This is a genomic window from Rhodoferax sp. XS2R6 (assembly GCF_056521365.1).
This window is the reverse complement of record NZ_JBWMAY010000002.1, coordinates 182,346-196,818: the sequence shown is the minus strand read 5'-3', so window position 1 is coordinate 196,818 and position 14,473 is coordinate 182,346. Positions and strand designations below refer to the sequence as shown.

General features: G+C 61.9%; 15 protein-coding genes and 1 pseudogene. 9 read left to right on the top strand and 7 right to left on the bottom strand.

The features are described from left to right. Nucleotides 1-128: 128 nt before the first annotated feature. Entirely contained in the window at nucleotides 129-629 is a 501-nt protein-coding gene (locus AC097A_RS07470) for a hypothetical protein (RefSeq protein WP_479620349.1), read from the bottom strand. A gap of 354 nt (nucleotides 630-983) precedes the next feature. Here AC097A_RS07470 and AC097A_RS07465 point away from each other — a divergent pair, with 354 nt between their 5' ends. The 3 genes and pseudogenes from AC097A_RS07465 to AC097A_RS07455 all read left to right on the top strand — a co-directional run bounded on the left by AC097A_RS07465 (nucleotide 984) and on the right by AC097A_RS07455 (nucleotide 3,648). Further along, complete coding sequence (locus tag AC097A_RS07465; RefSeq protein ID WP_479620348.1) at nucleotides 984-1,763, top strand: ferritin-like domain-containing protein; 780 nt, start codon at nucleotides 984-986, stop codon at nucleotides 1,761-1,763. Nucleotides 1,764-1,817: 54 nt separating this feature from the next. Continuing rightward, a pseudogene (locus AC097A_RS07460) lies at nucleotides 1,818-2,369 on the top strand (ferritin-like domain-containing protein); the annotation flags it as partial. A 25-nt stretch (nucleotides 2,370-2,394) separates the two neighbouring features. Next, on the top strand, nucleotides 2,395-3,648 hold the full coding sequence (locus tag AC097A_RS07455; RefSeq protein WP_105262451.1) for an EAL and HDOD domain-containing protein: 1,254 nt from the start codon (nucleotides 2,395-2,397) through the stop codon (nucleotides 3,646-3,648). A gap of 7 nt (nucleotides 3,649-3,655) precedes the next feature. Here AC097A_RS07455 and xerD read toward each other — a convergent pair whose 3' ends face one another. Together xerD and AC097A_RS07445 are read right to left on the bottom strand one after the other, a co-directional pair. Next, on the bottom strand, nucleotides 3,656-4,561 hold the full coding sequence (xerD, locus tag AC097A_RS07450; RefSeq protein ID WP_479620347.1) for a site-specific tyrosine recombinase XerD: 906 nt from the start codon (nucleotides 4,559-4,561) through the stop codon (nucleotides 3,656-3,658). Further along, nucleotides 4,558-5,520, bottom strand: a complete 963-nt coding sequence (locus AC097A_RS07445; RefSeq protein WP_479620346.1) for a tripartite tricarboxylate transporter substrate binding protein BugE — start codon at nucleotides 5,518-5,520, stop codon at nucleotides 4,558-4,560. The genes xerD and AC097A_RS07445 overlap by 4 nt, the downstream gene beginning before the upstream one ends. Before the next feature lie 113 nt (nucleotides 5,521-5,633). On the opposite strand from AC097A_RS07445, the gene AC097A_RS07440 reads away from it, so the two are divergent. After that, nucleotides 5,634-6,545, top strand: coding sequence for an AEC family transporter (locus tag AC097A_RS07440; protein WP_479620345.1), 912 nt, complete (start codon nucleotides 5,634-5,636; stop codon nucleotides 6,543-6,545). Nucleotides 6,546-6,554: 9 nt separating this feature from the next. Here AC097A_RS07440 and AC097A_RS07435 read toward each other — a convergent pair whose 3' ends face one another. Then, nucleotides 6,555-7,565, bottom strand: a complete 1,011-nt coding sequence (locus AC097A_RS07435; protein ID WP_479620344.1) for a M14 family zinc carboxypeptidase — start codon at nucleotides 7,563-7,565, stop codon at nucleotides 6,555-6,557. Between the two features lie 240 nt (nucleotides 7,566-7,805). On the opposite strand from AC097A_RS07435, the gene AC097A_RS07430 reads away from it, so the two are divergent. Both AC097A_RS07430 and AC097A_RS07425 read left to right on the top strand, forming a co-directional pair. Beyond that, nucleotides 7,806-7,934, top strand: coding sequence for a hypothetical protein (locus tag AC097A_RS07430; RefSeq protein WP_479620343.1), 129 nt, complete (start codon nucleotides 7,806-7,808; stop codon nucleotides 7,932-7,934). A 15-nt stretch (nucleotides 7,935-7,949) separates the two neighbouring features. After that, the gene (locus AC097A_RS07425; RefSeq protein ID WP_479620342.1) at nucleotides 7,950-8,963 is read left to right on the top strand and encodes an MBL fold metallo-hydrolase; all 1,014 of its coding nucleotides are present in this window, start codon (nucleotides 7,950-7,952) and stop codon (nucleotides 8,961-8,963) included. Here AC097A_RS07425 and AC097A_RS07420 read toward each other — a convergent pair. Together AC097A_RS07420 and queG are read right to left on the bottom strand one after the other, a co-directional pair. Continuing rightward, on the bottom strand, nucleotides 8,956-9,756 hold the full coding sequence (locus tag AC097A_RS07420; RefSeq protein WP_479620341.1) for a cysteine hydrolase family protein: 801 nt from the start codon (nucleotides 9,754-9,756) through the stop codon (nucleotides 8,956-8,958). The two genes, AC097A_RS07425 and AC097A_RS07420, sit on opposite strands and share 8 nt — an antisense overlap. Continuing rightward, nucleotides 9,753-10,838: a tRNA epoxyqueuosine(34) reductase QueG gene (queG, locus tag AC097A_RS07415; protein ID WP_479620936.1), complete on the bottom strand. Its 1,086-nt coding sequence runs from the start codon at nucleotides 10,836-10,838 to the stop codon at nucleotides 9,753-9,755. Before queG ends, AC097A_RS07420 begins: the two co-directional genes overlap by 4 nt. Before the next feature lie 39 nt (nucleotides 10,839-10,877). On the opposite strand from queG, the gene tsaE reads away from it, so the two are divergent. After that, complete coding sequence (tsaE, locus tag AC097A_RS07410) at nucleotides 10,878-11,384, top strand: tRNA (adenosine(37)-N6)-threonylcarbamoyltransferase complex ATPase subunit type 1 TsaE (RefSeq protein ID WP_479620340.1); 507 nt, start codon at nucleotides 10,878-10,880, stop codon at nucleotides 11,382-11,384. Further along, complete coding sequence (locus AC097A_RS07405; RefSeq protein ID WP_479620339.1) at nucleotides 11,381-12,775, top strand: N-acetylmuramoyl-L-alanine amidase; 1,395 nt, start codon at nucleotides 11,381-11,383, stop codon at nucleotides 12,773-12,775. Before tsaE ends, AC097A_RS07405 begins: the two co-directional genes overlap by 4 nt. 83 nt (nucleotides 12,776-12,858) lie before the next feature. Here the strand turns inward: AC097A_RS07405 and AC097A_RS07400 are convergent, their stop codons facing one another. Next, on the bottom strand, nucleotides 12,859-13,506 hold the full coding sequence (locus AC097A_RS07400; protein WP_479620338.1) for a VTT domain-containing protein: 648 nt from the start codon (nucleotides 13,504-13,506) through the stop codon (nucleotides 12,859-12,861). 174 nt (nucleotides 13,507-13,680) lie between these two features. On the opposite strand from AC097A_RS07400, the gene AC097A_RS07395 reads away from it, so the two are divergent. Beyond that, complete coding sequence (locus AC097A_RS07395) at nucleotides 13,681-14,463, top strand: N-acyl amino acid synthase FeeM domain-containing protein (RefSeq protein WP_146097382.1); 783 nt, start codon at nucleotides 13,681-13,683, stop codon at nucleotides 14,461-14,463. Nucleotides 14,464-14,473: the final 10 nt, after the last annotated feature.

Genomic DNA, 14,473 nt, shown 5'->3' with positions numbered 1-14,473 from the left:
AGGAAATCCACAAGTAACAGGCAATAAAAAAGGGCTAGACGTACTGTCTAGCCCTTTGGTAGCATCCTATCGCTACCTATTTAAAGCCCTTCTGGTTCGCAGTTTGCTAAACATGCTGCCTCCAATCTTTAAAGCTCTTCGTCTGAGTCCGGTTGCACAATGACGCCTTTACCGCTCTGACCAGCAGTAAGGGCGTCGCCCTTTGTGGGAAGCGAAAACATGCCATGCTTTTCACTTTCCACTTTTCCTTCTTTCTTCATAATCATTAGCTGAGTACGAAGAGAACCACGGTTAAGTGGCACCTCTGCAGCGGCATTCACTGCTGCAAAAATTTGATCCAAACTGGTCAAGCCCGATTTCAGGGCTTCCAAAATCAGTTTCTCGATCAAGCCACGCGAATTCCGTTTCCGCTCCTTGACCTGTGCACCCTCAGATTCGCGCAATCGGGACACAGCACCCAATACAACTGGGCGTTCACCAGTCTCATGCACTAGCAATTGATCAGGGATGCCATTGGCGATTTCGACCGTTGCACGGATGGTAGTGATCTGCTTTTGCAGCGAGCGCACCAGCTCCAGAGCCAAATTCAGCTCGGATTCCTTCAAAAGCAACAGTTCATTTACGTCCATGCACGAAGTGTATCCACGTTAAAAGCGCAACGCAAGAGAATTTCAAGCGCTTAATCAAATATGAGAAATTCTGTGATTCGGTCTCGATGCGAATCTATTTACGTTGTAAACACTTGTTGTCACCTCGGTCAATAACAGCTGTCATCAATTTCGACCATAAGTGTAATTCAATCAGAATGAAGGCTAATGTGCAAGAAATTCAGATGGAATACGGTGACACACTACGCAATACACGCGGTTGGTAACCGACGTTGACAACCACGAAGTGCCTGACTCGGTCACCTGCATCACATAAACTCACCACTACGACGAAGCCACCAGAACCACAAAACTAGTCTATGACGCATCTCACCGATGACCTCACTACGACATATAGCTCTCCAGCTACTGCTTGAGAGCGACCCAAACCAAAAGGCCGCTCTCACCCTTGAGCTGGATGCCACCAGCCCCATAAATGCTGACGAAACACTATTAGAGCCCACCGGCATTCCTGGTCGCCCAGCCAAGCCTGAGCTATTCGCTAAGCTGCAGACCAAGCATTTATCCCTGCGCACCGACGAGGGCAAGGCCACCCTTATTCATTCGCTGGCCCATATTGAGCTAAACGCCATAGATTTGGCCCTTGACGTGATCTGGCGCTTTGCTGGGATGCCGACTCAGTTTTACATGGACTGGCTGAAGGTTGCCAAGGAAGAGGCGTACCACTTCACCCTGCTCCGCGATCACCTCGCCACGCTTGGCTACCAGTATGGCGACTTCCCAGCCCACACCGGCCTTTGGGATATGGCAGAGCGCACCAAAGGAAATCTCATTGCTCGATTGGCGCTGGTGCCGCGCACCCTTGAGGCCCGTGGACTGGATGCCTCACCCGCGGTGAAGGCAAAGCTTGTTGGCGCAGGTGATCACACGGCCGGGAAAATTCTGGACATCATCCTTAGAGACGAGATTGGCCACGTAGCTATTGGCAATCACTGGTACAGGCACATGTGTGACCAGCAAGGTCATGACCCCATCGCCCTTTATCCAGAGCTGGCAAGCCAATACAAAGCACCATTGCCTCGCGGTCCTTTCAACCTAGAGGCACGTAGAGCAGCAGGATTTGAAGAAGCGGAACTACAGCAATTGCTTACGTAGCAACGGTTTCAAAGCCTTTCACCAAGTAAAAGGCTTAATACCAATGTACAAACCATCAACCTCGCTCTGGACGCCATCTGGCGATTTGCCGGCATGCCCGAAGCCTACTATCGGGACTGGATGCAAGTGGCGCTAGAGGAGTCGCAACATTTCCAGGCCCTGCAAGCGCACCTGCAGCGCTGTGGCTACACCTATGGCAGCTTTCCCGCCCATGAGGGACTGTGGACCATGTGCCACAACACCCGCCACGATGTGGTGGCCCGCATGGCGCTGGTACCGCGCACCCTAGAAGCCAGAGGCCTGGATGCCACCCCGCTGATTCAGGCCAAGCTGCGCAAGGTCGGCACCCCCAACGCCCTGGAGGCCTGCGACATCCTGGACACTATCCTGCGGGAAGAAGTAGGCCATGTCGCCATCGGCAACCAGTGGTTCCACTGGCTGTGCCAGCGCGACGACCTGGAGCCAGCACCCTTCTATGCCCAGGCGGCCTTGCGCCACGCAGCCCCCCGCCCCAAACCGCCCTTCAACCTCACGGCACGCAAGCGCGCAGGCTTCACAGACACCGAGCTGCAAGCCCTGCAAGCGGATGGATGTGCGCAAGTCTAGAATGGCCTGAACCTTTTACACCACCATGCCTGACACCGCCTCCCACGCAGCCGCCACGGCCCCAGCAGGTCCGCCGGTCGCCATTGCACGCCAAGCCATTCTGGACAGCCAACGCAGCGTATTCGGCTACGAATTGTTTGACCGCTCCGTCGCGGCGGATCAACACACGGCCTCCAGCGATGCCCAGTTGCTCTTCAACCTGCTGTCCATGGCCGACACTGAGGCCCTGATGGAGAGGAAAACCCTGTTCATCAACTGCACACATGACAGCCTGGCTGGCGGACACTTGGAGCTGGTGGCGCCAGATCGGATCGTGCTGGAAATACCACCGCTGCCCGTAACGCAGCTGGAGCAGATCCAGACACGACTTCCCACCCTCCAAGCCATGCGCGAGCGTGGATTTCGCCTAGCTTTTGATTACTCGGTACTCACCCGCTCCTACGAGACCTGGCTGCCATTGGCCTCCTTCATCAAGTTCGATGTATCGGTGCTCAAGCCCGCCTCCATCAGTTCCTTTGTCAAGCTGGCGCAGTCCAAATCCAGTGCGCAACTGGTGGCAGAAAAAGTGGAAACGGCGCAACAGCACGAAATGCTGCAAGAACTGGGTGTGCAACTGTTTCAGGGTTATTGGTTTGCCAAACCTGTCCTCGTAGAGGGGCAAACCATACGCCCTGCGCAGGCCACCATCCTGCAACTCATCAATCTGGTGCGCCAACAGGCCAGCACCCACGAGATTGAAGAAGTACTCAAGCGCGACCCTACGCTGTCCTTCAATCTGCTGCGCTTTATCAATTCGGCCAGTTTTGGCCTGCGCACCGAGGTCACGTCTTTCAAACACGCGGTGATGCTGCTGGGCCTCAAAAAACTCTTCAAGTGGGCTGCTTTGCTGCTAACCACCTCCCAGGCGGGCGAAGTGCCACCAGCGGTGGGCAGCACGGCCGTGGTCCGCGGGCGCCTGATGGAGTTGCTGACCGCAGACACCCTGCCGCCCGAGGAAAGCGACAACGCCTTTGTAGTGGGCATTTTTTCCTTGCTGGACACCTTGCTGGGCGTACCCATGCCGGTCGCGCTGGCCACATTGAGCCTGCCAGAGACGGTGACCAATGCACTGCTCTACGGAACCGGTCCTTTGGCCCCCTACCTGGCGCTGGCACAGGCCTGCGAATCCGGCGACGACGAAACATTTGCCAACACCTCTGTGGCCCTGGGCCTCAACAGCAACCAGGTCAACTGGGCACACTTGCAGGCCCTGGCTTGGGCTGAAACCCTGCTCGACTAAGCCTGCTTCACCCGCGCGGATGATGCTGGGCGTGCAACGCCGCCAGGCGTTCGCGCGCCACATGGGTATAGATGGTGGTGGTCGAAATATCCGCGTGGCCCAGCAGCATTTGCACCGACCGCAAATCTGCGCCATGGTTCAGCAAATGGGTGGCAAAGGCATGGCGTAGCGTGTGTGGCGAGATAGGGACCCGGATGCCCGCCTGCAAGGCATACCGTTTCACCAGCGTCCAGAACATTAAACGAGTCATGGCACTGCCGGCCTTGCTGCCACGCACGGTGACAAACAGATCCTGGGTCTGCTTGGGGCCCAGCAGCTCACCCCGGACTTGGCCCAGGTACCGTTGCAACCACTCACGGGCCACTTCGCCAAACGGCACCAGGCGTTCCTTGGACCCTTTGCCCATCACGCGCAACACGCCCTCGTTCAGCCCCACATTGAGCACCCGTAACTCCACCAGTTCACTCACACGCAGGCCACTGGCATACATCAGCTCCAACATGGTGCGGTCGCGCACGCCCAGTGCCTCGCTGGTGTCGGGTGCGGCCAACAAGGCCTCCACCTGTGCTTCGGTCAGGGTTTTGGGAATGCGTGGGGCCTGCTTGGCGGCATCGAGCTTGAGGGTCGGGTCCTGCTGGACCAGGCCCTCGCGCAAAGCCCAGCGAAAGTAACGGCGAAATACGGTCAACCGCCGGTTGGCCGTGGTGGCTTTGGTCTGCGCATGCTGGGCGGCAAAGTAAGCTTGGATGTGCAACTCTTGCGCGGCCACCAGCGGCGTGGCCTGCAACCACTGCGCAAATAGCGAAAGGTCGCGGCGGTAGGCCTGAAGGGTGTTTTTGGACAGCCCCTCTTCCAGCCACAACGCGTCGATAAAGGTATCGATCGTTGACGTGTCTACGCCGCCTGCGGTCATTCCAGACGCAGCTTGGCGGACTCCACCACCTTCTTGTAAACCTCGAACTCGGCCTTGATCTGGGCCGAGAACTGCTCTGGGCTGTTGCCTTCGATCAGCGAACCGGTTTCTTCAATGCGCTTGCGCACCGCCGGGTCTTCCAGCACTTTGCGTACGGCCGCATTCACCTTGTCTACCACCTCTTTAGGCAGTCCCTTGGGCCCGTAAATGCCATAAAAGGCCATGCGGTTCACTGGCTCCAGCCCCACTTCCTTGAAGGTGGGCACATTGGGCAGCTGCGCCAAACGCTGGGGCGCGGCCACCACAATGGGTACCAGGCGGTTGCTCTGGATAAAAGGCAAGGCCGATGGCAGATTGTCAAAAATCAGTGGCACCTGGCCGCCCACCGTGTCGTTCAAAGCCGGGCCCGCGCCGCGGTAAGGAATGTGGGTAATAAACACGCCTGCCAGGTTCTTGAACAACTCGGTCTGCATGTGGCCGATGCCACCCGTACCAGAAGACGCATAGGAGTGCTTGCCTGGACTCTTCTTCAGTTCAGCCATAAAACTTTTGTAGTCCTTGGCCGGAAAACTCGGGTGCACCGCAATCACATTGGGCGTGGCCGCAATATTGACGATGGGTGTGAAATCGGTGAGCGGGTTGTAGGGGTTCTTGGGGTTGATGGCCGGGTTGGCGGCCACTGTAGACACCGTGGCCATGCCCAGCGAATACCCATCGGGCACCGATTTGGCGGTTTCATTGGCCCCCACCACGCCGCCGCCACCGGCCTTGTTCTCCACCACCACCGTCTGGCCCAGCACCTTGCCCAGCGGGTCGGCAATCACACGCGCAATGATGTCAGTGGTGCCACCCGGCGCAAATGGCACCTGCAGCTTGATGATCTTGTTGGGGTAGCCCTGGGCCAGTGCCGCACTGGATGCGGCCAACAAACCCATGGCAAACAGAACTCTACGGTGCATGGCAATCTCCTGTTGGTTTGCCGGGGATGGTACCCGCTTGGCAGCCGACACAGGCTTACACCCCCACCCCGTGGAAACCCGAAGCCACGGCGCCCGGCTGCTATCCTTCTGGGGTGAACTACGCCCAACTCCTTTTCCCCGATTTCTCCCTCATTCTGGTGGGTTACCTTGTCTGCCGCTACACCGCGCTGAACCGGCCCGTCTGGGAGCAGGTGGAGTCGCTGGTGTACTACTTTCTGTTCCCGGTGCTGCTGTTCCACTCGATTGTGAAAAGCCCGCTGGACCTGGGTGCAGCCTCCAGCCTCATGGGCGCCGGCTGGGCCACGGGCCTGATCGGCATTGCCATGGCCTATGCCCTCCCCCGCCTGCCCTGGCTGGGTCGCCACATCGACGCCCGGGACCACGCCTCCAGTGCACAGATTGCCTTCCGCTTCAATTCGTTCATCGGCCTGGCCATTGCCGACCGGCTGGCGGGCCCGCAAGGCCTGCAACTGATTGCGGTGCTGATTGGTGTGTGTGTCCCGCTGTTCAACGTGGCTGCGGTGTGGCCCATGGCCAAACACGCGCAGCGCGGTTTTGTAGGCGAACTGGTGCGCAACCCACTGATCATTGCCACGGCCTCCGGGCTGGTCGCCAACCTCATGGGGTTCAGCATCCCCGTCTGGCTGGAACCCACCGTCACCCGCCTGGGCGCGGCCTCTTTGGCCCTGGGCCTGATGGCGGCGGGTGCCGGCATGCAGCTAGGCGCGCTAGCTCGTGGCAAGGCACTGGCCGTGTCCGTGCTGGTGATTCGCCACGCACTCACGCCCATCGCCGCGTTGGGTGTGGCCCTGCTGTTCAGGCTCAACCCGACCCAAGCCACCATGCTGCTGGCCTTCTCGGCCCTGCCCACCGCGTCCAGTTGTTATGTGCTGGCCGCGCGCATGGGCTACGACGGCGCCTATGTGGCCGGCTTGGTCACCCTGTCCACCCTGCTCGGCATGGCCAGCCTGCCCTTTGCACTGGGCGTGCTGCGCTCCCTGTAACCAACCTGCTCAGTACCAATGCTGCAGCGCCTCGGCATGCAGCGCATGGCGCTGGTTGTCCTGCGGCACCCACGACTCCGCACTGCAGGCCGCACGGGTTAAGAAATCCAGCATCCACAGGTGGCGGCGCAACACGCGCTCCTGCCGATGGCCAATCAGCGGGTTGAAGATGCCGTGGCGGCTGAACAGCTGGCGCGGATTTTTTTTGATCCACAACCACGAGCCCATCTCCAGCGTGAGCGGCAAAAACACCCGCTCCGGCGCCGCACGCGACTGCAGGTAGAGGTGGTCCCACAGGTCACCATGGGCCAGGTACTGCAGGCTTTGCGGCTCAAACACATAGGGGTGGTGGTTGTAGGTCTGGCGGAAGATGACCTGCAGTGCATACATCTCGGCCAGGTGGTGCAGCGCCTGGCGTGTGTGGGCAAACGGGAACCACAGCCGGTCCTGCACGCCAAAACCCGAATGGCAGTCCACCGACATGCTGAACGGCCGTGGCAACAGCTCCTGTGCCACCACTTCACACACGGCCTGGTTTTCTTCTTCCATGGGCGCTCCGGCCCGGCCGCGGTACCAGGGCAGGCGTGCGCTCAGGCGCTGGCCGCCCACCAGGGCGGGCACCGGCTCCAGCGCATCCACCGGGGCGTTGCGCATCAGGTCCACACCACACGGGTTGGCGCGTGTGCCCAGCGCCATGCCGCCAGGGTTAACCAAGGGCATGAACACCAGGCGCAAGGATTCGAGCTGGCGGTGCAGCGTGTGGTCCCAGGTCAGGCGCATCACGATGCTGTGCAGGTAGGCCATCACCACCTCGGCGCCGATGCGCTCCAGGCCGTGCACACCGCCAAAGAAGCCGATAGCGGGCACCTGCGGGTCCGGGTTGCCCAGTGCGATGGCGTAGACCGGCAATGCCGTGCCACGGCAGTCCACCTCGCGCACCACGCGGGTCTGCACACGGCTGCCGGCCAGCTGCAGGATTCGCTCCAGTTCGGTCAGGGCATCGAGGGCGCGTGGTGACAAGGGCAAAGCTCCAGATAGCGCGCCAGCATAGTGGGCCGCAGCCCCCGGTGCAGCCTCTTTTCGTGGGCTGATGCCATGCCACCACAGTGCCATCAAAGCGTCACATTCGCCGCCTAGAGTGGCTGCATCTGCAACCCGCCGGGAGCCTTCCATGATCCTCAAACTGCTTGGACTGCAACGTTTGCTCGACGAATTGTTCGAGGACAACTGGCTGGAGCCAGTGGCCCTGATCGAAGTCTGATGCGGCGCCGCTCCACCCCCCGCCGCAGCCCCCTGCTGCCCTGGCTGGCCGTCACGCTGGCCCTGGTGCAGGGAATGGGGGAACTGCTGGCCCTGCAACGCACGCGACTCTCACGCCCACGCCGCTGACCCTACACTGCGCGCATGAAATTGTTCAAGCGCTTGGCAGTTGTCGTTGTGTTGGTATTGGCGGTGGGTGCCGCCGCACTGGCCTGGCTACTCAGCCATCCGCCGGGCCTGGAAGGCCTGAGTGCCCTGCGCTGGCAGGCCACTACACCCGTACAGACGCCACTGCGTGTAAGTTTTCTCGGCGTGGCGACGGTGCTGCTGGACGATGGTGAAACCGCGCTGCTGACCGATGGATTTTTCTCCCGCCCCGACAAACTCACCACCTTTGTGCGCCAGGTAGAACCCGATGTGGCCGGCATTGCCGCCGGCCTGCAGCGCGCCGGCATTCCGGCACGCACCGGCAAGCTGGCCGCGGTGATTCCCCTGCACTCCCATTACGACCACGCCATGGACGCCCCCGAGGTGGCCCAGCGCACCGGCGCGCTGCTGCTGGGCTCCAGCTCCACCGCCATGGTGGGCCGCGGCTGGGGCCTGCCCGAGGCCCAGATCCGTACCGCCGAGTTACGCAAGCCCTACACCTTTGGCCGCTTCACCGTCACGCTGTACCCGGCGCTGCACACACCAACAGGTTTTACCGGCGGCGAGATCACCGCACCGCTGAAGCCGCCCGTGCGCGCCACCGAGTACAAGGAAGGCCAGAGTTATGTAGCCCACATCACCCACGACGGGCGCAGCCTGCTGATCACCGGCACCGCAGGTTTCGTGCCCGCAGCGCTACAAGGTGTGAAGGCCGATGTGGTCTTGCTGGGCATAGGTGCCATGGGCCCGCGCAGCACAGAGCACAAGGCCACCTACTGGCAGGAAACCGTGGCCACCGTGGGCGCGCGGCGTGTCATTCCCATCCACTGGGACGATTTCTGGATTCCGTCCACCCTGCCCATGCAACCCATGCCCAAACCGCTGGACGACTTTGAGGCCTCCATGCAGTTCCTGCAGCAGCGCGCTGCGCAAGACCAGGTGGACATCCGGCTGCCGCTGGAGTGGCAGCCCATGGACGTGTTTGCCGGGCTTCCGCCCGTAGTTAGATAAGCGAACCCAACGTAGCGGTGCGCAGGCCCGCTGCACGCGCCTGCGCCAGAAAGTCCTGGCCCATGGTTTCAAAACCGGTGACCGGACTCATGCAGTCTGTCAGCAGCACGGTGGCCTGCAAACGTGCCGCCGGCAGCTCCGCCATCAGGTCGCCCACTGATGCAGCCACACAGTGGCTCAGCGCCTCACCCGCTACCAAAAGCGTAGCGCATTGCGCAGACAGGGTGCGCATCAGAGGCTTGTTGAGCAAGGTTCTTTCGTCATCGGCCCGCGGCACCTCGGCCTTGAAGGCACTGTACTGCTCGGTCATGGGGTTCTGGCCCTTGAGCACCTTGTGGCAGCTGCGTCCGGTACTTTGCTCCCAATGCGCAATCGCATCACTGAGCCCGCTGTGGATGTTGTGGCCCCAGGTGCCCAGCACGCAGTGCACCGGCCAGACGATGAGCTGGCGCTGGCCCGTGGCTTCGAGCGCCTGCAGGTAGGCCAGCACCTCGGCCGTATTGTAGGCATGGCGCGGGCGGAAGCTGCCGGCCTGCACATCAGCGGCGCGAACCAGCGTGAATGGCGCCACCGCACGGCCATCCGCATGCTGCCAAAAGCTAGTGCGCTCCACACCCACACTGGCGTGGGAGTCCAGCGTGACAGTGAGGCTTTGCACCTGGGCCGCGTGGTTGGTCAACCAAGCGGCCAGCCGGTCCATGTCGGCGTTGGCACCGGGTACCGGCAGGGCTGCGCCCGCGATGTCGAGGAAGTCGTTTTGCGGGTCGATGACGAGCAGGTCGTAAGAGGTCATGGTGTTGCGTCGGAAGAAACGGGTGAAGCGGAGGAAGTCTGCAGGGCCCACTGCACATGCTCCTGCACCAGCGGGTCCGGGTGGTGGGTGCGGCGTTGCAAGGACTGGACCATGGTGGCGCGCTGCGCTGCGCTCAGGCCCGTGCCATGCAAGGCGTTGCCCAGCGCCACGGCCACATTGCGCAGCCAGCGCGCGTGGCCAATACGGCGGATCGGGCTGCCCTCGGTGTGTTTGAGGAAGGTGTCTTCCGTCCAGTCCAGCAACGTGGCCAGTTGCTCACCGGCCAGGCCTTCGCGCGCATCAAAGTCGGGCAGGCTGCTGCGCTGGGCAAACTTGTTCCAGGGGCAGACCAGCTGGCAGTCGTCGCAGCCGTAGATACGGTTGCCGATCAGCGCGCGCATCTCCAGCGGAATGGGGCCCGCGTGTTCGATGGTGAGGTAGGAGATGCAGCGCCGCGCGTCCAGCCGGTGCGGCGCGATGATGGCCTGCGTGGGGCAGGCGCTGATGCAGGCACTGCAGCTGCCGCAGTGTGGCTCCACCGGTGCACTGGCGGGCAGCGCCACGTCTACATAAATCTCGCCCAGAAAAAACATGGAGCCGGCCTCGCGGTTCAGCAGCAGCGTGTGCTTGCCGCGCCAGCCCTGGCCGCTGCGCGAGGCCAGCTCGGCCTCCAGCACCGGCGCACTGTCTGTGAACACGCGGTAGCCCAGCGGGCCCATGTGCTCGGACAGCCGGTCGGCCAGTTTTTGCAGGCGGTTGCGCAGTACCTTGTGGTAGTCCCGCCCCCGCGCGTACAGCGACACAATGCCCTCGCCAGGGCGCTGCAGGCGCGCCAGCTCCACGTCCTGCCAGCCGGCTTCGGTGGCCTGCGGCAGGTAGTCCATGCGCGCCGTGATCACGCTCACCGTGCCGGGCACCAGCTCGGCCGGGCGGGCCCGTTTGAGGCCGTGTTGGGCCATGTAGCCCATGCCACCGTGGAAACCGTGCGACAACCAGGCCAATAAACCGGCCTCGGCGGACGACAAATCCACACCAGCCACGCCAATTTGGGAGAATCCAAGTTCCCGGGCCCAGGCCCGCACCTGGGCGACCAGCTGGTCGCCACTGAATTGAGCCTTGTCTTGCACGCTGTTGATCGTCACCACCCCATTGTAGAAAGCGCCACCCTGGCCTGGCCGGACGAGGCCGCCACCCAAGCCTTTGCACAACACTGGGCCACCCAGCCTGCACTGGCCAACGCCTTTGTGGCCCTGCATGGCGACCTGGGCGCCGGCAAGACCACGCTGGTGCGCCACCTGCTGCAGGCGCTGGGCGTGACAGGCCGCATCAAGAGCCCCACCTACGCCGTGGTCGAGCCCTACGAACTGGACGCGCTCAACATCTGGCACTTTGACTTCTACCGCTTCAACGACCCGCGCGAGTGGGAAGAAGCGGGCTTTCGCGACATCTTTGCCAGCCCCGGCCTGAAGCTCGCCGAATGGCCCGAGAAAGCCGCGGGCGTGCTGCCCGTGGCCGATGTGGACCTGCACATCCGCACGCGGGACGACAACAGCCGCAGCGTCACGCTGCAAGCCCACACTGCGGCTGGCCAGGCGTTGCTGCAGGGGCTGCCGGGAGCCACGCCATGAAACGCCGCACCCTGTTGCAAGCTGGCAGCGTGGTGCTCACCTTGGGCACCGCCCACCTGGCGCGTGGCGCCACCATCATGACGGTGCGCGTGTGGCCGGCACCCGAGTACTCGCGCGTCACCATCGAATCCGACGCGGCGCTGAGCGCCAAGCAAACGTTTGTGCCGAGCCCGCCGCGCCTGGCGGTGGACATTGAGGGCATCACGCTCAACCCCGCGCTCAAGGAACTGGTGGCCAAGGTCAAGGCCGATGACCCGAACATTGCGGGCATCCGCGTGGGGCAGTTCACGCCCACGGTGGTGCGCCTGGTGGTGGACCTCAAGCACCCCATCCGGCCCCAGGTGTTCTCGCTCGCCCCCGTGGCGGCCTACCAGCACCGGCTGGTGTTTGACCTGTACCCGGTGGACGAGGTGGACCCGCTGGAGGGCCTGATTGCAGACCGCCTGAAGGATGTGGCGCCCAAGCCGGTAACCACCACCAGTAAGCCCGCCGCCGATCCGCTGGACGCACTGATTGCCCAGCACACGCAGCGCCCGGCCTCCAGCCCGGTCACCGTGGCCGGCCAGAATGCTCCTAAAACAGGAGCTGCTCGCGCAGATACAACGGGCGCTACAGGCCTAAATGGCACTAAAACTGCAGCTACACCTGGGTCTGGCACCACGACCGAACGCCTGATCATCATTGCGCTGGACCCGGGCCACGGCGGCGAAGACCCGGGCGCCATTGGCCCCGGCGGCACCAAAGAAAAAGACGTGGTGCTCAAGCTCGCCCACCTGCTGCGTGAACGTATCAACCACGCCACCGTGAACGGCAGCGCCATGCGCGCCTACCTGACGCGTGATGCAGACTTCTTTGTGCCCCTGGGCACACGGGTGCAGAAGGCCCGCCGCGTACAGGCCGACCTGTTTGTGAGCCTGCATGCCGACGCCTTCTTCACCCCCGACCCGCAAGGCGCCAGCGTGTTTGCACTCAGCCAGGGCGGTGCATCGAGCAGCGCCGCACGCTGGATGGCGGCCAAGGAAAACAAGGCCGACCTGATTGGTGGCCTCAACGTCAAGGCCAAGGACGCCACCGTGCAGCGCGCCCTGCTGGACATGAGCACCACCGCCCAGATCAACGACAGCCTCAAGCTCGGCAGCAACCTGCTGGGCGAAATCAAGCGCGTGGGCAAGCTGCACAAACCCAAGGTAGAGCAGGCGTCGTTTGCTGTGCTCAAGGCGCCCGACATTCCCAGCGTGCTGGTGGAGGCCGCCTTCATCAGCAACCCCAAGGAAGAGATCAAACTCAACAGCGAGGACTACCAGAACGAGCTGGCCGACGCGCTGATGCGCGGCATCCTGGCCTACTTTGCCAAGAACCCGCCGCTGGCGCGCAACCGCACGACCAGTTAGCCCCCACGCTCCGCCGCTGCGCGGGTCGCTGCCCCCCAAGGGGTGCGTTTCGCCTTGGGGCGGCCCGGCGGCGAAATCTCGCCCTACGTTGTCGCGCTGGCGCTTCGCGCCTTCCAGGCACCCCACAGCACAAACAGACCGGGGATCAGGATCATTCCCCAGATGATTTTGTCGAGATTGGCCTTGACCCAGGGGAAACTGCCCAAAAAGTACCCCGCGGTGCAAATGCCCAGCACCCAGACCACGGCGCCCACCACGTTGAACAGCGTGAACTTGGTGCGGCTCATTTGTGCCACACCACCGACAAACGGCACAAAGGTGCGCAAGAAGGGCATGAAACGCGCCGCAATGATGGTGAAACCGCCATAGGTTTCGTAGAAGGTGTGGGCCTTGTCGAAGGCCGCCTTGTTGAAAAAGCGCGATTGCTCCCACTGGAACACCTTGGGGCCAAAGTAGCGGCCTATGGAGTAGTTGCACTGGTCGCCCAGGATGGCCGCCAGCAGCAGCACCCCCACCGCCACCGGAAAACTCATCAGGCCCACACCGCACATGGCCCCCACCACAAACAACAGCGAGTCGCCCGGCAAAAAGGGCATGACCACCACGCCGGTTTCCACAAACACGATCAAAAACAGCAGGGCGTAAACCCAGGCCCCGTAGTTCTGCACAAAGACCTCCAGGTACTTGTCCACGTGCAGGATGAAATCGAAAAGCTGGGTAATGAGTTCCATAGGCGCCAATTATCCCTATGGCGCCTTGGCCCCAAATGTGGCGGGGATCCATTACCTTAGTACACGGCATCGCGTCGCCGAAAAGGCGTGGAAATCACCGCTTAATTCCACCATTAATCCCTAGGACTAACCCTAGACTGGTCGCCTCATCAACGTAACTGAAGGGGGGTTGTCATGGTTCCAGCAGCTAGCATTCCAAGGTCGGTGGTGCAAACCGCACATTTGCCATTCCGGGTCGAAATTGCCTCGGCAGCACAAATGGATGGGGTGATCCAGCTGCGTGCAGCGTCCTATGGCAAACACCTTCCCGATCTGGGCTGCAAATTGCGCGAAGCCGAGGCCGCCGACTTCGAATCCGGCTGCGAAGTGTTCGTAGCCACCTCCAAACTGGACGGCACGGTGCTTGGCACCCTGCGTACCCACGCCAATCTTGTACAGGCCATTCCGTTACAGCACTCGCTCAAACTGCCGCACCGTTTTCGCGGCAGCCGCATGGTGGAGGCCACGCGTCTGTGCGTCAGGGGCAATCCCAATTCCTCCCTGGTGCGCAGCGCACTGTTCAAGGCATTGCACAACTACTGCCTGGCGCAAAACGTGGACTGGATGATGGCGACCGGGCGCCGTCCTGTGGACCGCATTTATGACAGCTTGTACTTCTCGGATGTGGGGGATGCCGGAGTTTTTTATCCCATGACATTCACGGGCGGTGTGCCGCACCGTGTGATGTACCTGGCCCCCCAAGCGGTACAACCGCTGTGGCACGCGGCACAACACAGCCTGCACGATTTTTTCTTTGAAACCCGCCATCCGGACATTGACCTGAGCCGGGCCAAATCCATCGCCCACACGTGGCATTGCCCCGAGCCGGATGCCCCCCAGAGCACACAAGAGGACAGCCTGCCGCTGCACATACCAACGGCCATGCAACGCTCCCCGTCGGCGGCCCTGGCCTATTGAACAGGCTGCG